This is a genomic window from Nocardia otitidiscaviarum (assembly GCF_007362295.1).
Lineage (GTDB): Bacteria > Actinomycetota > Actinomycetes > Mycobacteriales > Mycobacteriaceae > Nocardia > Nocardia otitidiscaviarum.
Genome location: NZ_CP041695.1, coordinates 2,004,171 through 2,027,055 on the forward strand (window position 1 = coordinate 2,004,171; position 22,885 = coordinate 2,027,055).

General features: G+C 70.9%; 19 protein-coding genes. 12 read left to right on the forward strand and 7 right to left on the reverse strand.

The annotated features are described in order from the left end of the window. Nucleotide 1: 1 nt before the first annotated feature. Complete coding sequence (locus FOH10_RS08545) at nt 2-3,286, forward strand: arabinosyltransferase domain-containing protein (protein WP_143983945.1); 3,285 nt, start codon at nt 2-4, stop codon at nt 3,284-3,286. Nucleotides 3,287-3,358: 72 nt separating this feature from the next. On the opposite strand, the gene FOH10_RS08550 is transcribed toward FOH10_RS08545, so the two are convergent. The 3 genes from FOH10_RS08550 to FOH10_RS08560 form a co-directional block, all read right to left on the reverse strand. Next, the gene (locus FOH10_RS08550) at nt 3,359-3,817 is read right to left on the reverse strand and encodes a VOC family protein (RefSeq protein WP_143980312.1); all 459 of its coding nucleotides are present in this window, start codon (nt 3,815-3,817) and stop codon (nt 3,359-3,361) included. Nucleotides 3,818-3,961: 144 nt separating this feature from the next. Beyond that, nucleotides 3,962-4,672 (reverse strand): hypothetical protein, encoded by a 711-nt coding sequence (locus FOH10_RS08555; protein WP_143980313.1) that lies wholly within the window; start codon nt 4,670-4,672, stop codon nt 3,962-3,964. Further along, complete coding sequence (locus FOH10_RS08560) at nt 4,669-5,670, reverse strand: hypothetical protein (protein ID WP_244961795.1); 1,002 nt, start codon at nt 5,668-5,670, stop codon at nt 4,669-4,671. Before FOH10_RS08560 ends, FOH10_RS08555 begins: the two co-directional genes overlap by 4 nt. 630 nt (nt 5,671-6,300) lie before the next feature. Here FOH10_RS08560 and lspA point away from each other — a divergent pair. From lspA to FOH10_RS08585, 5 genes are all read left to right on the forward strand, one after another. Beyond that, a complete protein-coding gene (gene lspA / locus FOH10_RS08565) occupies nt 6,301-6,816 on the forward strand; it encodes a signal peptidase II (protein ID WP_221938018.1) in 516 nt (171 codons plus the stop codon). Next, complete coding sequence (locus FOH10_RS08570) at nt 6,813-7,739, forward strand: RluA family pseudouridine synthase (RefSeq protein ID WP_143980314.1); 927 nt, start codon at nt 6,813-6,815, stop codon at nt 7,737-7,739. The genes lspA and FOH10_RS08570 overlap by 4 nt, the downstream gene beginning before the upstream one ends. Before the next feature lie 15 nt (nt 7,740-7,754). Next, nucleotides 7,755-8,570 carry a hypothetical protein gene (locus tag FOH10_RS08575; RefSeq protein WP_244961796.1) on the forward strand — a complete coding sequence of 272 codons (816 nt, stop codon included), beginning with the start codon at nt 7,755-7,757 and terminating at the stop codon, nt 8,568-8,570. 209 nt (nt 8,571-8,779) lie between these two features. Next, on the forward strand, nt 8,780-9,190 hold the full coding sequence (locus FOH10_RS08580) for a hypothetical protein (RefSeq protein ID WP_143980315.1): 411 nt from the start codon (nt 8,780-8,782) through the stop codon (nt 9,188-9,190). 83 nt (nt 9,191-9,273) lie between these two features. After that, nucleotides 9,274-10,185, forward strand: coding sequence for an ADP-ribosylglycohydrolase family protein (locus tag FOH10_RS08585; protein ID WP_143980316.1), 912 nt, complete (start codon nt 9,274-9,276; stop codon nt 10,183-10,185). Between the two features lie 7 nt (nt 10,186-10,192). On the opposite strand, the gene FOH10_RS08590 is transcribed toward FOH10_RS08585, so the two are convergent. Together FOH10_RS08590 and FOH10_RS08595 are read right to left on the reverse strand one after the other, a co-directional pair. Continuing rightward, on the reverse strand, nt 10,193-11,023 hold the full coding sequence (locus FOH10_RS08590) for a PhzF family phenazine biosynthesis protein (protein WP_143980317.1): 831 nt from the start codon (nt 11,021-11,023) through the stop codon (nt 10,193-10,195). 111 nt (nt 11,024-11,134) lie between these two features. Continuing rightward, complete coding sequence (locus FOH10_RS08595; protein ID WP_143980318.1) at nt 11,135-13,645, reverse strand: HAD-IC family P-type ATPase; 2,511 nt, start codon at nt 13,643-13,645, stop codon at nt 11,135-11,137. Between the two features lie 253 nt (nt 13,646-13,898). On the opposite strand from FOH10_RS08595, the gene rarD reads away from it, so the two are divergent. The 5 genes from rarD to FOH10_RS08620 all read left to right on the forward strand — a co-directional run bounded on the left by rarD (nt 13,899) and on the right by FOH10_RS08620 (nt 18,890). Then, on the forward strand, nt 13,899-14,783 hold the full coding sequence (gene rarD / locus FOH10_RS08600) for an EamA family transporter RarD (RefSeq protein ID WP_143983949.1): 885 nt from the start codon (nt 13,899-13,901) through the stop codon (nt 14,781-14,783). Nucleotides 14,784-14,895: 112 nt separating this feature from the next. Beyond that, nucleotides 14,896-15,300, forward strand: a complete 405-nt coding sequence (locus FOH10_RS08605; protein ID WP_143980319.1) for a VOC family protein — start codon at nt 14,896-14,898, stop codon at nt 15,298-15,300. Between the two features lie 240 nt (nt 15,301-15,540). Further along, entirely contained in the window at nt 15,541-17,877 is a 2,337-nt protein-coding gene (locus FOH10_RS08610) for a sensor histidine kinase (RefSeq protein ID WP_143983950.1), read from the forward strand. Next, nucleotides 17,859-18,536 carry a response regulator transcription factor gene (locus tag FOH10_RS08615; RefSeq protein WP_143980320.1) on the forward strand — a complete coding sequence of 226 codons (678 nt, stop codon included), beginning with the start codon at nt 17,859-17,861 and terminating at the stop codon, nt 18,534-18,536. The genes FOH10_RS08610 and FOH10_RS08615 overlap by 19 nt, the downstream gene beginning before the upstream one ends. 132 nt (nt 18,537-18,668) lie before the next feature. Next, nucleotides 18,669-18,890, forward strand: coding sequence for a hypothetical protein (locus tag FOH10_RS08620; RefSeq protein WP_143980321.1), 222 nt, complete (start codon nt 18,669-18,671; stop codon nt 18,888-18,890). A 360-nt stretch (nt 18,891-19,250) separates the two neighbouring features. Here FOH10_RS08620 and FOH10_RS08625 read toward each other — a convergent pair whose 3' ends face one another. Both FOH10_RS08625 and FOH10_RS08630 read right to left on the reverse strand, forming a co-directional pair. Further along, complete coding sequence (locus FOH10_RS08625; RefSeq protein WP_143980322.1) at nt 19,251-19,868, reverse strand: class I SAM-dependent methyltransferase; 618 nt, start codon at nt 19,866-19,868, stop codon at nt 19,251-19,253. Nucleotides 19,869-19,927: 59 nt separating this feature from the next. Next, entirely contained in the window at nt 19,928-21,316 is a 1,389-nt protein-coding gene (locus tag FOH10_RS08630; RefSeq protein WP_143980323.1) for an alpha/beta hydrolase family protein, read from the reverse strand. Between the two features lie 253 nt (nt 21,317-21,569). Between FOH10_RS08630 and FOH10_RS08635 the strand changes: the two genes are divergently transcribed. Further along, nucleotides 21,570-22,718 carry a serine hydrolase domain-containing protein gene (locus tag FOH10_RS08635; RefSeq protein ID WP_244961798.1) on the forward strand — a complete coding sequence of 383 codons (1,149 nt, stop codon included), beginning with the start codon at nt 21,570-21,572 and terminating at the stop codon, nt 22,716-22,718. Nucleotides 22,719-22,885: the final 167 nt, after the last annotated feature.

The following is a 22,885-nucleotide window of genomic DNA, read 5'->3' on the forward strand; positions in this document are numbered from 1 at the left end:
GATGGAGCGAGCGGACTCCGATGCCGCCGACAGTACGGAGTCGGGTTCCACCGATCGGAGGGGCGGCTGGGCCCGCCCTGTCGCTCTTCTGGCGGGACTCCTCGCGGTGCTGTCCGCGGTGGCGGTGCCGCTGCTGCCGGTCACCGTCGACGCGGCGACCCTCAGCTGGCCGCAGGGCGACTCCACGCGCGGCGTGGAGGCCCCGCTGGTCTCCTACGCCCCGGTCAGCTTCGACGCCGAGATCCCGTGTGCGGCTGTGACACAGCTCGTTCCGGACGGCGGGACGCTGGTGGCGACCACGCCGAACGGCGCGCCGGACCGGTGGCGGTACGGCTTCCTGGCATGGGTGAGCGCGGCGAGCACCGCCGAGGACGGCACCACCACACCGGCCCGGCTGGAGGCGGTGCTGCGGGACCAGCGACTGGTCAGCGTGCCCGTCGACGAACTCGGCGCGGACTGCGCCCTGGTCGTGCACGCCGGAATGGACCGGACCACGGCCACCCTCACCGGTACCACGGTCGCGCCGGTCACCCTGGATGGCGACTACCGGCCCCAGCTGGTCGGCATCTACAGCGATCTCGCCACCGCGGCCGGGACCAGCGTCACCGCCCAGGTCGACAGCCGCTTCTCCTCCACCCCCACCGTGCTCAAGCAGGTGGCGATCTGGACCGCCCTGCTGGGGACGGTCGTGGCGCTGTTCGCGCTGTACCGCCTCGACCGGCGCGACGGGCGCTCGCGGCGACGCTTCCTGCCGCAGCGGTGGTGGACCTTCTCCCTGGTCGACGGAGTGGTGCTGGGCACGCTGGTGCTCTGGCATTTCATCGGGGCCACCACGGCGGACGACGGCTACCTGTTCGGTATGGGCCGCGCCGCCATCCCGTCGGGCTATATGGCCAACTACTTCGCCTACTTCGGGGTCCCCGAGAACCCGGTGGGCCTGTACCACTCACTGTTCGGTTACCTGGCCTTGATCTCACCGGCCAGCCCGTGGGTGCGGCTGCCCGCGCTGTTGGCGGGCGTCATCTCCTGGCTGGTGATCAGTCGCGAGGTGATTCCGCGTCTCGGCGTGCGCATTTCGCGTAACCGGGTGGCGGTGTGGACCGGCGGTCTGGGTTTCCTGGCCGTCTGGCTGCCCTACAACAATGGGCTGCGCCCCGAGGCCGCCGTGGCGGTATCGCTGCTGCTCACCTGGGTGTCGGTGGAGCGCGCTGTCGCGACGCGGCGGCTGCTGCCCTACGCGGTGGCGGCGCTCATCGGGGCGTTCGCCTGCACGGCCGGACCCTCGGGCGTGATCTGCGTCGCGCCGCTGCTGGCCGGTATCAGGCCGATGTGGCGGGCGCTCGACGCGCGGGCGCGTGAGCTGAGCGAACCCGTCGCCCCGGGTGCCGGGTTCGCGACCGCACTGCGGACGCGCATCGGCTCCTATCTGAGCCTGATCGCGCCGGTGGCGGCGGCCGGAACGGTGGTACTGGCGGCGGCCTTCGCCGACCAGACCGCGGCGGCGATGCTGGAAATGCGGCACGTGCACGAACTCGTCGGCCCGAACGTCCAGTGGTACGACGAATATCTGCGCTACCAGTACCTGTTCATGCCCACCATCGACGGTTCGGTGGCCCGGCGCTTCGGCATGTTCATGTTCTGGGCGGGACTGCTGGTGTGTGCCTTCGTGCTGCTGCGTCGGGGCGGCCGGATTCCGTTCACGGCCGCCGGTCCGGTGCGCCGTCTGCTCGGCACCAGCGTCGGCGTCATCCTGCTCATGATGATCACGCCCACCAAGTGGACGCACCACAACGGCGTCTACGCCGGGATCGCCGGTGCGGTCGCCGTGGTGACCGCGGTGGCCGTCGGTCCGCGGGTGCTGCGCTCGCCCCGCAACCGCGCCCTGTTCGCGGCCATCGTGGCCTTCCTGCTGGCCATCACGTTCTCCAGCATGAACGGCTGGTGGTACGTCTCCAACTGGGGCATCCCCTGGAACGACAAGTCCGTGGTGCTGGCCGGCGTCGGCGTCAACAAGCTGTTCCTGCTGCTGGCCCTGCTGCTGCTGGCGCTCGCCGGGTGGTTCCATGTCCGCGCGCCGGAACCCGGTGCCTCGCATCGCATCTCCCGTCCGCTGTGGCGGCTGGTGGCGCTGCCGCCGCTGACGGTGGTTGCCGCCTTCATGGTGCTGTTCGAGGTGGGTTCGCTGGCCAAGGGGGCGGTCGCGCAGTGCCCGGGGTTCTCCCTGGCGAAGTCGAATGTCAATGCCGTCCTGGGCAAGCCGTGCGGTATCGCCGAGGAGGTGCTGGTCGAAACCGACCCCAATGCGGGCATGCTGGCGCCGCTGGCCGGTGACGCGTTCGGTACCTTCGCCGCCGACGCGGTCGGCTTCGCCCCGAACGGGGTGGCGACGGATCTGAAGGCCGACGACGAGGTCGACACCAGCGCCATCGTGAGCGCGCTGGACAGTGCGGAACAGGACGACGCGTCCGGAACCACCTCGGCCGCACTGCCGTTCGGCCTCGACCCGGCCACCACGCCGGTGCTGGGCAGCTACGGCACGACCGAGCCGATCGCGAGCCTGACCACCGGCTGGTACCGGCTGCCGGAGGCCAGTGAGCGCACCGGCATCATCGCGGTCACGGCGGCCGGTCGGATCCGCTCGGTCGACGCGTCCGGCATCGTCACGCCCGGACAGTCGGTCGAGATCGCCTACGGCGTCGCCGACGCGGCGGGCGGGGTGCGGGAGGTGGGCCGGGTCGCGCCGATCGATATCGGTCCCGCGCCGACCTGGCGCAATCTGCGCTTCCCGTTCACCGATATCCCGGCCGAGGCCACCGCGATCCGTCTGATCGCCTCCGATCGGGACGACAACTGGAAGCAGTGGGTGGCGCTGACGCCGCCGCGCGTCCCGCAGACGCGCACCCTGCAGCAGGTCGTCGGGTCCGACGCCCCGGTGCTGCTGGACTGGGCAGTGGGCCTGCAGGTTCCGTGCCAGCGGCCCTACGAGCATCACAACGGCATCGCCGAGACCCCGCAGTGGCGCATCCTGCCCGACCGCGGTGGCGCCAAGGATACGAACCGCTGGCAGAGCCACGACAGCGGCGGCCCGCTGGGCTGGAGTTCGCTGCTGCTGCGCCCGCAGACCATGGCCACCTACCTGAACCACTCGTGGCGCACGGACTGGGGTGAGCTGCAGCGCTTCACCCGCATCGACGACTCGGCGATTCCGGCGCGGCCGATCGTCACCCCGGAGAACCGCTCCGGCCTGTGGAGTCCGGGCCCCATCGACGTGCTGGGCTGGCGCTGACGGTCGACCCGCACCCGTTGCTTCGTCGCGACGGGTGCGGTGGCACAGATGCGTGCGGTGGCACAGCGGTGGTCAGCCCAGTTGGGCCATCCGCTTCTCCATCTCCTCCGGGCTGACCTCCTCGACATGGGTGGACACCGTCCAGCGGTGGCCCCACGGGTCCTCGAAGGCGGCGGTGCGGTCGCCGTAGAACTGGGTTTCGGGTGCCTGGAGTTCCCGGGCTCCGGCCGCCAGGGCGGCGGCGTGCGCGGCATCGGCGTCCTCGACGTAGGTGTAGAGGTTGACCGGGGTGCCGCCCACCGACTTGGGATCGCGGAAGCCCATCTCCGGGGCCGGATCACCGATCATGACGACGGAATCGCCGAACAGCAGTTCGCAGTGGGCGATCGTGCCCTCGGGGCCCGGCATGCGGAAGCGCTCGGCCGCACCGAACACCCGCTTGTAGAAGTCGATGGCCTGGGCCGCGCCGTCGATGGCGAGCGCCGGGGAGACCACCGGGTAGCCGTCGGGAATGGGTTTGACATCGGACATCGGAATACCTCCGATCGATGATGGGTATGACAGCCCGACTGTAGGCCGGGGCACCGACAGACAGGTGTCGATATGCGGGTGCCGCGCCGGGTTCGCCTGCGTATCGGGGGTGGTGGCCCGCCAGCAGACCGTCAAGGCGGGTTGTCAGGGACCGGCGATTCCCCGCAGGGCGTTCACCTGGGCGGCGGTCAGCTCGGTGAGTCGTCGCGGATCGGGCTCCTCGGGGCCGCTCAGGGCCACCTGCACCACGGTGGTGCCGACCAGTGTCACGCTGACCGCGGAGTACAGGGTCAGCCCGTCACTGGTGGTGTCGACCCGGAACGCGGTGGAGGCGTCCCCGGCCGTCGGCTGCTCCAGGCCACCCACCCGGAAACGTACGGTGGTGTCGTCGGAATCGGCGGCGGAGTACCGCACGCACTCCCGCAGCAGCGACTGGGCATCCGAAAAAGCCTGTGCCGCAGTATTGTTCGCATACGCGGCGGCGTCGATGTCGATACTCGTGAAGTTCGGCCCGCCGAAGGAGGCGGCGGCGCGCGACACCGCACCCGGCGTCTGATCGGCTATGGGCGCGAGCACTTTCGCGCACTGCGGGGGATCGGTGTCGCCGAAACCGGCGCTCTCGTCCGGTTCCGGATCGGGCAGGGCGGCGAAACCGGCGGGCAGGCGGTCGACGCCGAGCAGATCGGCGCGCAATGCCGCCGCGTCGGGAACGGGTGCGTCGGCGGGTATCGAGGGCGGCGACACTGTCGGTCCCAGTGTCGGCGGCGGGGGTTCGGAATCGTCGGAGCCGCATGCGGATACGGCCAGTCCCGCGACGACCGCGGCCAGGGCCGCCGTCACCGTCCGTCCGCTCACTCGCCCCACTGTACTTCGGTGCTCAGCGTCTGCCGCAGCGTCACCGAGCTGCGCGGATCCTTGTAGGTCTGGTTGCCGCCCACCGTGATCGCGCCCGATACCGGCAGCGGCTTGGTCAGATCCACGGTGATCACGCCCGACCCGTGCATGAGGTAGTCGACGATATCGAGGGTGCCGGCATTGTTGGGCAGTTCCCACTCCGACACTTTCGGCGTCTGGGTGACGTCGAGCGCGATGGTGAGCAGATCGCCCTCCCGATCGGTGAGGGTCGCGGTGGTCACCTGGTCGAGCGGCACACTGCCCGACACTCGTTGCCGCACCGTCCACACCGCGCCGACGCCCACCGGGGTGCGCGGGAAGGCGATGGACTGGTATACCGCCTGGTAGAACGCCTGCTCCAGGGCGGCGCGGGCCGGATCGGAGGTGGCGGTGTTGGGGGTCAGCCGCAGTGCGGTGATGGCCCCGTACTCGCTCATCTCCAGGCCCGCACGCGAACCGTCGGCGGGCCGCAGCGCCTTGGCCAGCACCGGATCGCTGGAGGTGACATTGCCGAGCACCAGCTCGCAGCCCTGCTCATCGGTCAGCGCGGTGAGCGGAATGGTGACCGCCGGCGGGGAGAAGTCGCGCACCGCCTGGTCGTTGATCTGCTGCACGATGTGGTGGTCGGTGCGCAGCGTCACCTCCTGGGTGGTGCCGGTCGGGAGGCTGCGCGACAGCATGTCGCGCGGGCTCTCCCCGGCATCGAGGACGGTGGTCACCACCGCCGCGATGGGCACCGTGACCTCCTTGCCGATCCCGGCCGGTTCCGCACCCTCGACATCGACGGTGGCCTCCGAACGATTGCTGCATCCGACGCCGAACGCCGAGAAGGCGACGGCGATCACCACCAGCAGCACGCTGGGGCGGGCGGATCGGATCGCGGACCGCGGTCGGCCGGAGTCTCCGGCGCAGGGTGCGGTGGCGGTCGCCGAGCAAGTGGGAGAAGACAACACCGTCACGTCGAACAGGGTACGGCGCGATCCTGATAATCAGCTGGGTTGTCAGGGGGTGGGTCCCCACCTGGTTCTCAGGCGGCGCCCGAGTGTGCGACACGGTGAGCGACGAGGCGGCAATCGGCATAGGGGATGATGGCAGGCGTGAGTATCGACCGGCCGCGCGACACCGGCGCAGACCAATCCCCACCGCCACCCGGCGGCTCCGCCGTGGGCGAGCACACGCCCGACACCCCTGCCGACGCGGAGAACGCGCCGTCGAGGGGTGGTTCCGGGGTGTCCGGCGCAGGGGCGGAGCGCGGGGCGGCCGAGGCCGGAGCGGCGCGCGAGAAGGGCTCGGGCACGGCGGCGGATTCGGGTGTTGCGGTGGGTTCGGACGCCGCTGTGGGTTCGGACGCTGAGGCGGGCTCGGGTGCGGAGACACACGCGGACACCGCCACGGGCACGGATTTCGCGACGGGGTCGATTGCCGAAGCAACCTCGGACACCGCTGCAGGCTCGAATACCACGGCAGGCGCGGATGGCGCTGTTGGTTCGGGCGGCGCTGTCGGTTCGGATGTCGCAGCCGGCGCTGTCGGTTCGGATGGCGCAGCCGGCGCTGTTGGTCCGGATGATGCGGCGACCGCGGGTCGGCCGCTGCGGTTGCGGACGCTGTTGATCATCGCCGCCGTCCTGCTCGGCCTGGACCTGCTGACGAAGGTCGTCGCCGTGGCGACGCTGACGCCCGGCGAGCCCGTCTACCTCATCGGCGATTGGCTGCGGTTCAGCCTGGTGCGCAATCCGGGCGCGGCCTTCTCCATGGCGACCAGCATGACCTGGCTGCTGACCCTGGTCGCGGCGGCCGTGGTGATCGGCGTCATCCGCATCGGCCGCACGCTGCGGTCGCTGTGGTGGGCGATCGGGCTCGGGATGGTGCTCGGCGGGGCGCTGGGCAATCTCATCGATCGGCTATTCCGCGCGCCCGGACCGTTGCAGGGGCATGTGGTGGACTACCTGGCCGTCGGTTGGTGGCCGGTCTTCAATGTCGCCGACTCCGCCATCGTGTGCGGTGCGATTCTGCTGGTGGTGCTGACCGTTTTCGGGTTCGAGCCGGACGGCACCCGCACGCACCGGCAGTCGGCCGAGGAGAACACCGAGGAGAAGACGGTATGAGGGAGACCCGCAGCATGCCCGTGCCCGACGGGCTCGACGGTATGCGCGTCGACGCCGGGCTGTCGCGGCTGCTGGGGCTGTCGCGCACGGCGGTGGCGGCGCTGGCCGAGGACGGCTCGGTGCAGCTCGACGGGGTGGCGGCCGGGAAGTCCGATCGGTTGACGGCCGGGGCCTGGCTCGAGGTCGAATTCCCTGAGCCCAAACGGGAACTCACCGTGGAGGCCACCCCGGTGGAGGGGATGAAGATCCTCTACGCCGATGACGACATCGTGGCGGTGGACAAGCCGGTGGGCGTGGCCGCGCACACCGGGGTGGGCTGGTCCGGGCCGACCGTGGTGGGCGGGCTGGCCGCCATGGGCTACCGCATCTCGACCTCCGGGGCGCACGAACGTCAGGGCATCGTGCACCGGCTCGACGTCGGCACCTCCGGGGTGATGGTGGTGGCGCAGTCCGAGCACGCCTACACCCAGCTCAAGCGCGCGTTCAAGTACCGCACCGTGGACAAGCGCTATCACGCGATGGTGCAGGGCCATCCGGACCCGTCCAGCGGCACCATCGACGCACCGATCGGACGGGCGCGCGGCAACGACTGGAAGTTCGCGGTGACCGCCGACGGTCGTCCGAGCGTCACCCACTACGACACCATCGAGGCGTTCCAGGCCGCCAGCCTGCTCGACATCCACCTGGAAACCGGTCGCACCCACCAGATTCGCGTGCACTTCTCGGCCATCCGGCATCCCTGCTGCGGTGACCTCACCTACGGTGCGGATCCCCGCCTGGCCGAACGCCTCGGCCTGGAACGCCAATGGCTGCACGCCCGCCAGCTCGGCTTCAACCATCCGGCCGACGGCCGCTGGATCGAGATCACCAGCGAATACCCCGCCGATCTCGAACACGCCCTCGACGTGCTGCGCAGTGCGTAGTCCGGCCGCGAACCGATGACCTCCCGACCCGCGCGCGACGACGGCACCGGGCACGACCACGCAGGCGACGGCCTTGGGTCCGGTGCCCGTGGTGTCGGCGGCCCCGACGATGCGGGCCGCCCGGGAGCGGGGGCGCTGCGAGGTGCGCGCGGTGAGTTCGGGCTGCGCGCTCCCGTCGTGCGGCGGGCCGGAATCGTCCTCGGTGGTGTGGTTTTCGCGGTGTTGCTGCTGGTGCTGGGATGGGCGCAGCCGCCGGTGCGGTCGGTCGTGACCACCGACCGTCTGGGACCCGATCACGGTGAGCGGGTGTCGGATTACCTGGATCGCGCCCGAGAGTCTCTGCGCGGCAACGACTCCGATCAGCACTGGGCGCTGCTCTCGTTCGCCGCACCCGTCACCGCCGACCGGATTCCCGCCTACACCGACGGCCTGCGCATCGCACAGGTGCTGCTGCACGTCGACATCCCGCGGGTATACATCCCGGTCACCACCATCACGGTGCCGTCCGGTGACGCCCCCGCCGTCGCGTCCGCGCGGTCCGCCGCCGCCCTGCTGCGCGCCGAGGCCGCCACCGCCCCCGACGCCCGCACCGCCGCCGCCCTGCGCCTGGCCGCCACCCGCCTGGATGCCGGCTGCGCCTGCGTGGTGGGCCTGAATATCCGCGGCACCCTCGACCAACTGCGAAAGCTGGCCGCCCACAGCGATATCCGCGCGATCGAGGCCCTCCCCGCCGATGCGGGCGGCGGCACCTACGCCCTCGTCCCGCTGCTCCCGCGACACCGGGACCACGTCGTCCCCGGCCCCGATGACGGTCCGGTCCCCGAGAACTGACCGGTCGACCGTGAGACCGCGCCGTCACCGGCATCGCGCGGTGGTGACCGTTGCGCGCGCGGCGTCGCCGATCCGTCCGACTATGCGGGCTCGGCGCGCTTCCGCCGTTCGGGCGCTGGCCAAGGGCGGTGCGCGCCTCGAGGTCTCAGGGGTGTGCGCGCCTCGAGGTCTCAGGGGTGGCGCGATAGCATCGGCGCGGGAGGTAGCGCATGAGAGCTCAGGGCAGCCCGCAGCCACCGCCGTGGGTGCCGGTCACGGTGGTGGCGTCCAAGCCGATTCGCCTGCGGCACGGGAGCGCGCCGATGCTGGTCGAGTTCGCGCCCGGTCTGCGGTTCGATCTGCGGCCCGGGGAGAATCGGATCATGGTGCCCGTCGGGCGGTTTCGTGCGCAGCTGTGGTCGCAATACGCGCTGTGGTCGGTCGGCCGGGCGGTGCTCGATATCGACACCACGCGTGGTCCGGTGTGGCTCTACTACGCCGCCCCGCGCACGATCTACAGCGCCGGGGCCGCCGACTTCCGGGAGTGCGAGCGACCGGGCGCGGGCGTGTACGCGGCGATAATCGCCGCCGCCGTGCTGATTCCGCTCACCATCGTCCTGGTCGCGGTGTTGCAGCGCTGACCGGCTGGCACCGGGACGGGGCGGTGTCGGAGTGCTGTGACACAGTGGGGTGGAACTCGGATTCGCCAGTGGAGGTTGGGGTTATGGATTTGACCGCGCGGCAGGCCGATCGGGCGGCGGGGGTGTTGCTGGGGACGGCGGCGGGGGACGCGTTGGGGGCCGGATACGAGTTCACCCATCCGGGGCCGGATGTGGCCGTACACATGAAGGGCGGCGGGACCTTTCGCTGGGAGCCGGGGGAGTGGACCGACGACACCGCCATGGCGGTCGCGGTGGCCCGGGCGGCGGCGGAGGCGGGGAATCTGCACGAGGAGGCCGGGCTCGACGCGGTGGCGGCCGAATTCGTGGCGTGGTGGGACGCGCGGCCCAAGGACATCGGGAATCAGACGCGGGCGGTGCTCGAATGGCGCGACGGCACCGCCCGCGACATGCGCGTCCGCGCCCACACCCTGGAAGGGCTGAAGGCGGGCAACGGCTCGCTCATGCGGACCGCGCCGGTGGCGCTGGCCTACCTCGACGATGCCGAGAACTGCGTGCTGGCGGCGCGCATGGTGTCCTCGCTCACCCACTACGACCCGCACGCCATGGACGCGTGCGCGCTGTGGACGCTGGCCATCCGGCACGCGGTGCTGCACGGCACCTACGACGGTGTGCGCGAGGCGCTGTCGGTCGTGGACGCCGACTTCTGGGGGCCGCTGCTGGACAAGGCCGAACACGGCACCCCGGCGGACTTCGCCAAGAACGGCTGGGTGGTGCACGCCCTGCAAACCGCCTGGTGGGCCATAACCCACGACGAAACGCTGCCGGGCGCATTGGAATTGGCGGTACGCGCGGGTGGTGACACCGATACCACCGCCGCCATCGCGGGCGGTCTGCTGGGCGCCCGTCACGGCGCCGCCGCCATTCCGGAGCACTGGCGCACCGTCCTGCACGGCTATCCGGGCTATACCGCCGCCGATCTGCTGACCCTGACCGAACGCGTGGTCACGCGCTGAACCGGCGTCAATCCGGCAGGCGCACGACCCCGTCCAGGTAACGGCGGCACCGACCGGTCAGCTGCACCCGGTCGCCGGTGAGTGTGCAGCCCAGGGTTCCGCCCCGAGGTGAGAGCTGCCGCGCGGTGAGGGCGGTGCGGCCCAGATCGGCACTCCAGATCGGGGTGAGCTGGGCGTGCGCCGACCCGGTGACCGGATCCTCGGGTACGCCGACTCCGGGGGCGAAGAAGCGGGAGACGAAGTCGACCGATTCACCCGCGGCGGTGACGATCACCCCGCGGTGCAGGCTGGGGAAGGCCGCGAAGTTCGGATGTGCTTCGCGCACTTCGAGTTCCGAGGTGACCATGAGCACGATATCGGTGCCGTCCAGGGCACGGATGGGCCGCACTCCGATGGCCTTGGCCAGTGCGCGCGGGATCTCCGCGGTCAGATCGAGTTCCCGGGAGGTGACGGCGGGCAGGTCCATGACGAGACCGCCGTCGGCGGCGCGGTCCACCCGCAGCCATCCGCTGCGGGTGTAGAAGTGCACGCGGTCGGAGCCGGGATGCATATCCTCCAGGATCTGCGCGGCCGTCGCGAGCGTGGCGTGTCCGCACAGATCCACCTCCACGGCCGGGGTGAACCAGCGCAGGTGGAACGCGGGCGCGTTATCCGGCGCGGCCCCGGCCTCCGGCGGTAGCGCCGAGGTGTAGAAGGCGGTTTCGGCGAGGTTGTTCTCCTCGGCGAGCCGCTGCAGCAGGTCGTCCGGCAGCCACGACAGCAGCGGCATGACCGCGGCCGGATTGCCGGAGAAGGGGGCGTCGACGAACGCGTCGATCTGATGCAGGAGAACCTCCATGCCGCCCAAAGTACCCCGTCGATTCAATGACGACCTGGCACAAGGGCGTTCACGGCGAGCCGAACCATGCGACCAGTTCGTCGGTGCGGCCGCCGCGAATACCGTCCCGGCTCAGACCTTCTCACCCGGCGCGGCCGGCAGCAGCGGATGCGCCTCACCGCGCAGCCGCGCGCTGACCCACCACGCCAGCTCCACCAGCACGATGCCGATTCCGCCGAGGACGAAGGCCGTCGTGGTCAGCGTGACGTTGGAGGGGTCCAGCTTGAAGAACTCCCGGGCGAAGGGCACCGAGAACAGGATGAGGTAGCCGGTGACGGAGCCGCCGATGAGCAGCACCTTCCACCACACCCACGGGCGGGCCACGATGGCCAGCACCCAGACCGCGATGATCAGCAGGGTGATGAGCGCGGTCGTCCCGGCCTGCACCTTCGCCGTCTCGCTCGCGTCCGGTCCCTCGTAGGCGAGCAGATAGGCGATGAAGGTCATGACACCGATCACCACGCCGGACGGAATCGCCAGGCGCATCACGCGTCCCACGAATCCGGTGCGGGCCCGCTCGTTGTTCGGCGCGAGCGAGAGAATGAACGCCGGGATGCCGATGGTGAACCAGGCCGCGATGGTCACATGTCGCGGCAGGAAGGGATAGCCGATGGACTCGTAGTCGAAGATCTGTGAGCCCACCCCCGCGATACCGATGAGGAAGGCCAGCACCACCGAGTACACGGTCTTGGTGAGGAACAGATTCGAGACGCGCTCGATATTGCCGATCACCCGGCGGCCCTCGCCCACCACGTACGGCAGGGTGGCGAACTTGTTGTCCAGCAGCACGATCTGGGCCACCGCGCGGGTGGCCGGGCTGCCCGCGCCCATGGCCACGCCGATATCGGAATCCTTCAGCGCCAGTACGTCGTTCACGCCGTCACCGGTCATGGCGACGGTATGCCCGCGCGATTGCAGCGCGGCGACCATGGCGCGCTTCTGATCCGGGCGCACCCGGCCGAAGGTGGTCTGCTGCTCGAGCACGTCGGCGAGCTGGTCGCGATCCTCGGGCAGCTTGCGGGCGTCCACGGCGTGCTCGCCGCCGGTCAGCCCCAGCGAGGACGCCACCGCGCCCACCGAGACGGCGTTGTCGCCGGAGATCACCTTGATGTCGACGTGCTGGGAGGCGAAGTAGTCCAGGGTGTCCCGGGCGTCGGGGCGCACCTTCTGCTCCAGCACCACCAGCGCCGCCGCGGTCACCACACCGGGCGCGTCGGCGGCGTCCACCGGCCGGTCGCTGCGCGCCAGCAGCAGCACGCGCAGGCCCTGCGCGCCGATTTCCTGTGCGGTGGCGGCGGTTTCGGATTCCGGGTCGAGCAGGACGTCGGGCGCGCCGAGCAGCCAGTTGCCGTGCTCGCCGTAGGAGAAGCCGCTCCATTTCTTGGCCGAGGAGAACGGGGCGACCCCCGTGGGCCGCCAGCCGGGGGTGTCCGGCAGCGCCTCCTTGATGGCCAGCACGCTGGCATTGGGCCGCGGATCGTCGGCGGCCATGGCGGCCAGCACCCGCTTCAGCTCGTCATCGCCGTTGGCCCCGGCACCGTTGGTCCCAGAACCGTTGGACCCGGCACCGTTGGCCCCAGCACCGTTGCTCCCAGCGCCGGTGCCCGCACCGACCGGCCGGATCTCGGCCAGGCGCATACCGTTCTCGGTGAGGGTGCCGGTCTTGTCCGCGCACACCACGTCCACGCGGGCCAGGCCCTCGATGGCGGGTAGCTCCTGTACCAGGCATTTGCGCCGTCCCAACCGCACCACGCCCACCGCGAAGGCGATGGAGGTCATCAGCACCAGGCCCTCGGGCACCATGGGCACCAGGGCCGCCACCATGCCGTTGACCGCGGGCCGCCACGACTCCCCGCTGGAGACCAGCTGGTTGTAGATGGACAGCAGACCCGCCGGAATCAGCAGGTAGGTAATGACTTTCAGGATGGTGTTGATGCCGTTGCGCAGTTCGGAGTTCACCAGCGTGAACTTGCTGGCCTCCTCGGCCAGTTTGGCGGCGTAGGCGTCCTTGCCGACCTTGGTGGCCCGGTACGCCCCGCTGCCGGACACCACGAAGCTGCCGGACATGACCGGTGCGCCGACCGCCTTGTCGATCGGGTCGGCCTCACCGGTGAGCAGTGACTCGTCGACCTCGAGCAGTTCGGATTCGACCACCTCGCCGTCCACCACGATCTGGTCGCCGGGCCCGAGTTCGATGATGTCGTCGAGCACCACCTCCTGCGGCGCGATCTCGGCGGCGGCGCCGTCGCGGCGCACTACCGGTTTGGCCTGGCCGACGATGGCCAGATTGTCCAGGGTCTTCTTGGCCCGGACCTCCTGGATGATGCCGACCGCGCTGTTGGCCACGATGAGCAGGCCGAACATGCCGTCGATGATCGAACCGGTCGCCATCACCAGGATGAACAGCACACCCAGGATGGCGTTGATGCGGGTGAAGACGTTTGCCCGCACGATGTCGCGCACCGAACGGCTGGCGCGCTCGGGCACGTCATTGGTCAAACCGTCCCGGCGGCGCTGCTCGACCTCTGCGGAGGTGAGACCCAGCGCGGGCGGGCTCTCGGGAGCCTGCGCGGTGATCGACATGCCGACAAGCCTAGAACGCCGGGGAGAATTTGCCCGTGCGCACGGGTCCGCCAGCGCGTGCACGCGGAAATCGGCGGCCGTCTCACCGCGGCGTGCGCGACCGACCGCGAGCCGGTTCCGATAATCCGGATGATTCGGGGTCGTTGCTGAGGCTAACGTTGAGCAAGTGGCGAGCGGACAGGTATCGGAACCGGGCTCGGGCGCCGAGGCGCTCGGGGCGAACCCCGAGGTGACGTCGGTCGACACCGCTCCCGTGGCGCGCACCGCACGCGGCCGGGATCTCGGCGTCTTCTTCGGCGGCGGCGCCTATCTGTGCTGGGGGCTGTTCCCGGCCTTCTTCGGACTGCTCGCCTTCGCCGGACCGGTGGAGGTGCTGGCCGAGCGGATTCTGTGGACCCTGGTGGTGTCACTCACCCTGCTGGCGGTCGCGGGTCGCCTGCGTGAACTGCGCGCGATCAGTGCGCGCACCTGGCGCATGGCCGCGGCCGCGTCGGCCGCCATCTCCCTCAACTGGGGCGTCTACGTGGGCGGGGTGATCTCCGGGCACGTGGTGGAATGCGCGCTCGGCTACTTCATCAATCCGCTGGTGACGGTCGCGTTCGGGGTGGTGATCTTCCGGGAGCGGCTGCGGCCCGCGCAGTGGGTGGCGCTCGGGCTCGGCGCGGCGGCCGTGGTGGTGCTGACCGTGGACTACGGGCGGCCGCCCTGGATCGCGCTGGTGCTCGCCTGCTCCTTCGCCACCTACGGACTGGTCAAGAAGGTGATCCGGCTGGAGCCGCTGCCGGGACTGGCGGCCGAGGGCCTGGTCGCCGCGCCCTTCGCGTTGACCGCGGTGATCGTGCTCGGGGTGACCGGTCAGGCCGCCATCGGATCGAGCGTCCCGCATACCGCGCTGCTCATGGCCACCGGTCCGGTGACTCTGGTGCCGCTGCTGCTGTTCGCCCTGGCGGCGCAGCGGGTTCCACTGTCCACCATGGGAATCCTGCAGTACATCACGCCGGGTCTGCAGCTGGCCTGGGGCGTGTTCGTGGTGCACGAGGACATGCCGCCGTCGCGGTGGGCCGGTTTCGCGCTCATCTGGGTGGCGCTGGCGATCTTCACCGCCGATGCCGTGCGGCGTTCGCGCCGGAGTGCGTGATCACTTGAACGAGTCGATCTCGTTGCGTTAGCTTGGTTCCCGTGGCGGTGCTCCCGTTGGTCGACTTGTACCGGCCCGGGGTCGGGACCGTCACGAGTACAGGAGAAATCCTTTGCCCATTCAGTTCGATCACACCATCGTCGGCTGTACCGACAAACGAGTATCCGCGGAATTCTGGGCGGACATTCTGGGTCTGGAGGTGGGTGCCCCGGTCGGGCACTTCATTCCGATCCGGGCGGCGAACGGGGTCACTTTCGACTTCGCCGACGTCCCGCCCGATATCCCCACCGGGATTCAACCGCAGCACTACGCCTTTCTGGTCTCGGAGGCGGAGTTCGACGCCGCGTACGAGAAGATCGAGCGGTATCGGATCACCTACTGGGCCGATCCGCGCGGTCAGCACGAAGGCGAGATCAATCACAACGACGGTGGTCGCGGCATCTACTTCAAGGATCCGAACGGCCACTATATGGAATTGATCACCGTGCCGTACGGCGGTTGGCCGGACCGGGACTAGTCCGCAACCGCTGTCGATCCGGCGGCCGCACCCGCGCCCGGGTGCGGCCGCCGCACGTCGGGGGCATGGGCGACGCCGCCGACGCCCCGGAAGCGGAGGAGCGGGGCTCGCACATTCCGTGCAAACCCGCGAAATGTGCGTTGTGCGCATTGTGCTCGCCACCCGATACGAACCCGCCGGTCTGCCTACACTGGCGCGGTGAGTGTGTTCGGCCGTCGTACCCGACCCTTCGTGGGTGAGGTGCGGCTGCGGACGCAGATCGTATTGCTCCAGGTAGTGGTCGTCACGCTGACCTTGGGCATTGCGTTCGGCATGTTCGCCTACGTCAGCAACGAGCGACTGTCCGGCGAGTACGGGCAGCGTGCGCTGGCGATCGCCCGCACCGTCGCCTCGGAGCCGGCGCTGCGCGAGCAGGTGTACCGCTACTCGCTGGCAACCTCACTGCCGGGTGATGAGATGGAGACCGAACTCGCGGTCGGGCCGGTGCAGCGCATCGCCGGGGACGCCCGCGCCCGCACCGGTGCGCTGTTCGTGGTGGTGACCGACGAGGCCGGGATCCGGCTCGCGCATCCGGATTCGACGCGGCTGGGGGAGCGGGTCAGCACCGACCCCTCCGGCGCGCTCGCGGGCCGCGAGGTGGTGATTCAGGAGCACGGCACGCTGGGCGAGTCGGTGCGCGCGAAAGTTCCGGTGCTGCAACCGGGAAGCGCCCACGTCGTCGGGGAGGTGAGCGTCGGCATCTCCACGGCGGCGGTGCACGACCAACTTCTGGGCGACCTGCGCCGGGCCGGACTGCTGGCGGGTGGCGCGCTGCTGGCCGGGGTGCTCGGCTCGATGCTGCTGGCCCGGCGCTGGCACGGGCTCACGCTCGGTCTGGAACCGCGCGAGCTGGCCGAACTGGTGCGCGAACAGGATGCGGTGCTGCACGGTATCGGGGAGGGCGTGGTGGCGGCCGATACCGCCTGGCGGGTCACCGTGGTGAACGAGGAAGCGCGGCGGCTGCTCGGCATCACCGGCGAAACCGGTTGTGCCGTCGATGAACTCGGCCTCACCCCGCGGGTGCTCGAGGTCTTCCGGGCCGCCGATGAGGTGCCGGTGCAGGCCATGGTGGGCGATCGCATCGTGGTGGTGACCGCGCGGGAGGTGCGCCGCGACGGCCGCTGCCTCGGCGCGGTGCTGAGCGCGCGCGACCGCACCGATATCGAGTCGCTGACCCGCCAACTCGACGCGGTCCGCTCCATGAGTACCGTCCTGCGCGCCCAGCGTCACGAATTCGCCAACCGGCTGCACCTGATCTCGGGGCTGCTGCACACCGATCGGCCCGCGGCGGCGGCGCAGTACATCGACGACCTGCTCGGGTCCGGACCGCTCGGCGCGGCGCTGCCCGGCATGGACGCCGTCCACGACCCCTACCTGCAAGCCTTCCTCGCCGCCAAGGCCGCGCACGCCCGCGAAAGCGGCGTCACCCTGCGCTTGGGCCCCAACACCTGGATAGACGGCAATCTCGCCGTGCCCGTGGACGTCACCACCGTCCTGGGCAACCTGCTCGACAACGCCATCGAGGCGGCACGCACCGGCGAACCGCCCGCCGTGGTGGAAGTGGAACTGGTCCAAGAGGATTCGACCCTGCACCTCACCGTCGCCGACAGCGGCTCCGGCGTCCCGCCCGCCCTCGCCGACGCCATCTTCACCGAGGGCGTCTCCACCCGCCCCGACTCCGGCCTCCCCGGCGGCCGCGGCATCGGCCTCGCCCTTGCCCGCCAACTGGCCCGCGCCCACGGCGGCGACATCCGCCTCGCCTCCCTCGGCGGCCCAGCCGCGACACCGAGGGCGGAATCCGAACCACTCCCCGACACACCCGCCAGCCACCCCGCCCAACACGGCAAGCCCTCCCGCGGCGATTCCCCACGCCGCGACACCCCGCCCCATGCCGGCACCACCGGCGATGGTGTGGCAGGTGCTCACGTGCCCGGTGCTGTCGCGACCGACGGTGCCGTCCCCGGTGCCGTCCTGGCTGGCGGTGCCGAGCACGGCGAGCGCACAGCTGGCGATACCGCACCCGACGCTGCGGTGTCCGACGCTGCCGTTTCCGGTGCTGCGGTGTCCGACGCTGCCGTTCCCGGTGCTGCGGTGCCCGGCGGTGCCGCGACCGGTGCTGCTGCTCCCGGCGGTGCCGATGAGCCGGGAGATTGCGGCACCGTGCTCGGCGCGGGGCTGTCCGGCGGGTTCGAGCGTGGCGACACCGAACCCAGTTCGGGGGCAAGCCCCTTGGCGGAGACCGGAGCGGGGCCCGCGCGCTTCGAACCGCCCGCCGCGGCGGCGAAGGCGCACCATGCCGTGTCGGGCGATGCCCGGGCCCGCGACGTGGGGCAGGGTGCATCAGCGCCTCGCGGGAGTCGGTGCGTCGATGCCGGAGCGGTTGGTGCCGGGCCGGTTGGTGCCGTGGCCGGTGCCGCCGAGTCGGGTGCCGCTGTATCCGATGCCGGCACGGCGGGGAGGTTGCGGGGGGCCGAGTTCATCGCCCGGATGCCGGGTGTGCTGGTGAGAGGAGATGTGGCGTGGGCCGAGACGATGTGAATGTGCTCGTCGTGGACGACGACTTCCGGGTGGCGAACCTGCATTCCGGGATCGTCACGGCGCTACCGGGATTCACGGTGGGCGCGACCGCCACCACGCTCGCCGCGGCGCGGGCGGCGATCGCCGCGCACAGCTTCGATCTGGCCCTGGTGGACGTGTATCTGCCGGACGGTTCGGGGATCGACCTGGTGCGCGAGATCCACTTCGACGCCATGGTGCTCACGGCGGCCACCGAGGCCGAGACCGTGCGCGCCGCGCTCAGCGCGGGTGCGCTCGGGTACCTGGTGAAACCGTTCGACCACACCGCCCTGGCCGCACGCCTGGCCGGTTATGCCCGTTACCGCCGCATCCTGTCCGCCACCGAGGTGACCGCCCGCGAGGTGGATGCCGCCCTGGAGGCGCTGCGTCCGACGCCGCCGACCGCCCCGGCCGCGGCGGCCTCCTCGACCACCCGGGAACTGGTCCTGGACGCGGTGCGAGTCGCCGCCTCCCCGCTCTCGGCCGCCGAGGTCTCCACCGTCACCGGCGTCTCGCGCGCCACCGCCCAGCGGTACCTGGCCCTGCTCGTCGCCTCCGGTGAGGTCCGCATGCAGTTGCGCTACGGCAGTACCGGCCGCCCGGAGCAGGAGTACATCGCCATCCGGGGTGCCACCGCCTAGCGTCACGGAGTCACTCCGAGTCCTGGGTCGAAGGGGAGTGCTCTGCGCCCGCCGCGATCGCCCCGCCGGAGCCGGCGACAACGGGTACCCTGCTCCGAAACGTTTGTATTTCAATAGTTGGGAATCACGCTCATGCGCAACCGCTTCCGCATCGCCGCCCTGGCCTTCGCCCTGGCCGCCGCCCCTTTCGCCGCTATCGCCCCGGCCACAGCCGTCCCCCTGACCCCCGCCGAGCCGGCACTCCCGGCGGCCCCGCACACCGCCGAACCGGTCGGCTTCGCCTGCATCCTCATCTACCCCACCCCGCCCGAATGCGCACTGGCCTCCCTCTCCGCGGGCCTGTCCGCACAGTGACGGGCTCGTCGCCCCGACCATCCCTGCCCTGCCCACCCGCGCGTACCGCCCGGTCCGCGGGGCTCAGCGCCGTCATCGGGCGCGGCCGCGCTCGGTTCGAGACAGTCACGCCCAGCGACAGCGTGCCGTAGGGCCGCGCCGCCCCCTTCTGATGGAAGCGGACCGCAACGTGCTGTCCGGCGCACGCTGCCGGTTCACGCCGCCCGGCGCACGCCGTCGGGTCCGCTCGGCCCGCAGCGGCCGGGGATGCGTCGCAGCTGTGCATACGCGCACGGGCATCACGGAGACAGCGCAGCGGCTCATCCACGCGTCTCGCCCGGGTCCGTGGGGCGCGGTGTCGTCACCGGGCGGCCGCCGGCTTCAGTTCGACACAGCCACGCCCAGCGACAGCGCGCCGTAGGGTCGGGGCGCTCCCTCCTGATAGAAGCGGTCCATCTCGCGGAGTTCGAATCCGGCGGTGGTCAACAGTTCCGGGATATCGCGGTTGAGATGGCACCCGCCCGCCACCGTCTTCTGGATCGGGTTGAGGCGATGCTGCCAGGTCTGGACGCCGGGATCGGGAGCCAGTCCGTGTTCGACGAAGTGCAGCGTGCCGCCGGGCAGCAGCACCCGCCGCACCTCGGCCAGCGCCGCCAGCACATCCGGGATGGTGCACAGCGTCCACGTGGACAGCGCCGAGTCGAAGGTGTTGTCGGCGAATGGAAGCCGCTGCCCGTCGAGTCCCGAGCGCTCCACCGGGACGGGTGCGGCCGCCACCCGCCGCGCCGCCATCCGCCAGCCCAGATCCGCGGGTTCGACGGCGCTCACCGACTCCACCGCGCTCGGGTACAGCGGCACATTGCGGCCGGAGCCGAACCCGATCTCGACCACCCGCCCGCGCAGGTCGGCGCAGGCTCGCTCGCGCAGCGGATCGAGCGCCCGCATACCGCAGGTGAGGTCGACGAGGCGGGGGAGGATGCGGTCTTCGTAGATACCCACCTTCTCACTCTCCCAAGGTCGGGGCCCGGCCGCCAGTGCCGAAACCGCCGAACCGCGACTCAGCGCGGCGGCATCCGCTCGGTGAGCCAGTTCGACAGATAGTCCAGTACGGCCGGGTCCATGGTGGTCTCGATGGCCGCGTACTCGTCGGGCGTGCCCTTGTCGGCCGGCTGCAGCAGATGGTTGAGCCCGTCGAAGGTGTGGACGGTGGCATCCGGATTGTCCGCCAGCAGATTCCGCATGGGTCCTTCGCTCTGGGCGGGTGGTACCTGGAGATCCTTGCCGCCGTACACGGCCAGCGTCGGCACCCGCAGTGCCGACAGTGCCGGGGCGGGATCGTAGTTCAGCAGCGCCGCCATGTACGGGCTCGCCATCTGCGCCGCGGCCTCCTCCGGTGAGCGCTCGTCCTCCGGGAGGCTGTTGTTGTGCTCGAGCACGTACCGGCGGGCCGCCTCCAGATCGCCGGTGCGGACGATGGCGATCAGGCCCGACACGAAGCCGATCTGCTCGCTGATTTCCTCGGGCGTCGCCCCCTGGGCGGCCATGATGAGCCGGTTCTGCTCCAGCAGCACCTCCGAACCCGGCACCGCCGGACCGGCCAGCAGGATCGTGAACGCCACCCCGCTGTCGGGTCGCGCCGCCGCCAGCGGGGCGAGGTAGCCACCCTCGCTGTGGCCGAGCAAGCCGATGCGACGGGCGTCGATATCGTCGCGGCCGCGCAGGTAGTTCATCCCGGCGATGATGTCGTCGGTGAGCTCCTGATAGGTGGCGTGTTCCAGATTGCCGCCGGTTCCGCCGACGCCGCGGTCGTCGGTGCGCAGCACCGCGTATCCGGCGCGGGTGAGGGTGTCGGCGAGCAGCAGGAAGGGCTTGTGTCCGAGCAGCGTCTCATCGCGGTCCTGCGGTCCGCTGCCGGTGATCAGCACGACGGTGGGGAACGGTCCGGTGCCCTCGGGCCGGGTCAGCGTGCCCGCGATCGTGATCTCCCCGCTCGGATAGGACACCTCTTCGGTGGCGTACGGGAACGGCGCCCGCGGTTCCTGCGGTCGCGCCGGACCCTCCACCTGTCCGCGGGTCAGCTGCAGCGGGAACTGTTGTCCGCCTTGGCTGAATTCGCCCTCGATGGTGTCGCTGTCGCGGTTGTAGGTCCCTTCGAACTTCGGATCGCCCGGGACGTCCGGAATGCTGAAGGTGACCTTGTCCGGATCGGCGCTCACCCCGGTCAACGGCGCGGCGGCCACGCCCTGCTCCGGAATGTCGACGGTGGCCTCGCCGTCATTGGCGAAGTTCACCCCGATGGCGAGCTGGCGGCCGGGGAGTTCGATACTGCCGTGCCAGTCGCCGCTCACCTGCTCGGGTGTCGGCGTGGCGTCGTCCTTTCCGCATCCCGCCGCCACCAGGGCGACGACGGCGGACAGGATCAACAGGAGTGACCGCAGCGTGCGCATACCTCACCCTACGCATGACCGGAACGCGGACGCTTCGGTTACGGGCCGATAACCGGTCGGACACCATCGATAACCACTCGGACGTCCGACATAACAGGGCGGGTTCCGTCGTTGCCGCCGCCGACCGGGCCTCCGTACCGTGGACGGTGTGAGCAATGTCGCTTCCCTCCCCGGTGCCGCATCCCTTCCGGCTGGTGTCGGCGGTGCCGCCGCCGCCGAATTCGCCCCTCTTGTACGAACTTTCGCGAGGATCATGGGCGGCAGACCGGGTGCGGGAGGTGGGCTGGCCGTGCACCGGCACGGCGAGCCCCTGGTCGACATCTGGATCGGCGACGGCGAAACCGGCCGCCCGTGGGGTCCGGAGACCGGCAGCATCGTGTTCTCCGCGACCAAGGGCATCGCGGCCACGGTGATCCATCGCCTCGCCGACCGCGGCCTCATCGACTACGCCGCACCGGTCGCCGAGTACTGGCCCGAATTCGGGGCCAACGGCAAGGACCGGATCACGGTGCGGCAGCTGCTGTCCCATCGCGCCGGACTGTCCGGGCTGCCCGCCATCGCACGCGGGCTCGACGAGGTGCTCGACCACCGGCTCATGGAGGAGCGGCTGGCCGCGGCGAAACCCGACCACCTGCTGGGTGTTCCGACCTATCACGCCCTCACCTTCGGCTGGCTGTGCGGCGGGCTGGCCCGCTCCGTCACCGGTCGCGGCATGGCCGATCTGTTCCGTACCGAGGTCGCCGAACCGCTCGGCACCGACGGCATCCATCTGGGCCGCCCGGCCCCGGGCTCGGCCACCCGGGTCGCCGCGGTGGCGGGCTCGCGCCTGGAACTGGTCGGCGCGCCCTATGCCGCCATGGCGCTCGGCCGGGCCTACGGCATTCCGGGCGCGGCGGGCGCGGCCGCCCGCGCGCTGTTCCTCCCGGGGCTGGAGGCGCTGCTCGACGGTGACGATCCGCCGATCCTGGCGACCGAACTGGCCGCGGGCAACGGCGTCTGCACCGCGTCCGGACTGGCCACCCTCTATGGGGCGCTGGCCGACGGCGGCATGGTGAACGGCCGCCGCTATCTCTCCCCGCAGACCGTCAAGGCGCTGTGCAAGGTGGAGAGCTACCGGCTCGACCACGCCCTGTTCTACATCCCGATGCTGTGGCGGATGGGCTACCACTCGCTGCCCATGCCGGGTGCGCGCGCGGGCTTCGGGCATATCGGACTGGGCGGCTCCTTCGGCTGGGCCGACCCGCGCTCGGGTCTCTCGGTCGGCTTCGTGCACAACCGGCTCGGCGTGGGCACCCTCAGCGCCGACCAGTTGGCCTCGGCCTGGGTGCTGCCGCTGGCGGTGCGCGGCGCGCGGGCCGCCGCCCGGCGCGCGATCCCGACCACCACTCGCCGCGCCGCCTGAGCGCGGCGCGCCGGTCCGGACCGGCGACGCCCGCCGCGACCGTTCCGGGACTCGCGATTCCCCCTGCGCCTACGAGTCCCGGAGCCCGCACCCCCCGCGCCCGAACCCGCGGGGGGTGCACATTCTCGGCGGAAATCCATGCGTAGCGGCGGTTTCCGTGATCTCCA

Excerpts from the sequence above, each read along its gene's own strand:
- FOH10_RS08545 (WP_143983945.1), top strand. The coding sequence starts at position 2 with ATGGAGCGAGCGGACTCCGATGCCGCCGACAGTACGGAGTCGGGTTCC.
- FOH10_RS08550 (WP_143980312.1), bottom strand. The coding sequence starts at position 3,817 with ATGTCCGATGTCAAACCCATTCCCGACGGCTACCCGGTGGTCTCCCCG.
- FOH10_RS08570 (WP_143980314.1), top strand. The coding sequence starts at position 6,813 with ATGAGGGAGACCCGCAGCATGCCCGTGCCCGACGGGCTCGACGGTATG.
- FOH10_RS08575 (WP_244961796.1), top strand. The coding sequence starts at position 7,755 with ATGACCTCCCGACCCGCGCGCGACGACGGCACCGGGCACGACCACGCA.
- FOH10_RS08580 (WP_143980315.1), top strand. The coding sequence starts at position 8,780 with ATGAGAGCTCAGGGCAGCCCGCAGCCACCGCCGTGGGTGCCGGTCACG.
- FOH10_RS08585 (WP_143980316.1), top strand. The coding sequence starts at position 9,274 with ATGGATTTGACCGCGCGGCAGGCCGATCGGGCGGCGGGGGTGTTGCTG.
- FOH10_RS08590 (WP_143980317.1), bottom strand. The coding sequence starts at position 11,023 with ATGGAGGTTCTCCTGCATCAGATCGACGCGTTCGTCGACGCCCCCTTC.
- FOH10_RS08595 (WP_143980318.1), bottom strand. The coding sequence starts at position 13,645 with ATGTCGATCACCGCGCAGGCTCCCGAGAGCCCGCCCGCGCTGGGTCTC.
- FOH10_RS08620 (WP_143980321.1), top strand. The coding sequence starts at position 18,669 with ATGCGCAACCGCTTCCGCATCGCCGCCCTGGCCTTCGCCCTGGCCGCC.
- FOH10_RS08630 (WP_143980323.1), bottom strand. The coding sequence starts at position 21,316 with ATGCGCACGCTGCGGTCACTCCTGTTGATCCTGTCCGCCGTCGTCGCC.
- FOH10_RS08635 (WP_244961798.1), top strand. The coding sequence starts at position 21,570 with ATGGGCGGCAGACCGGGTGCGGGAGGTGGGCTGGCCGTGCACCGGCAC.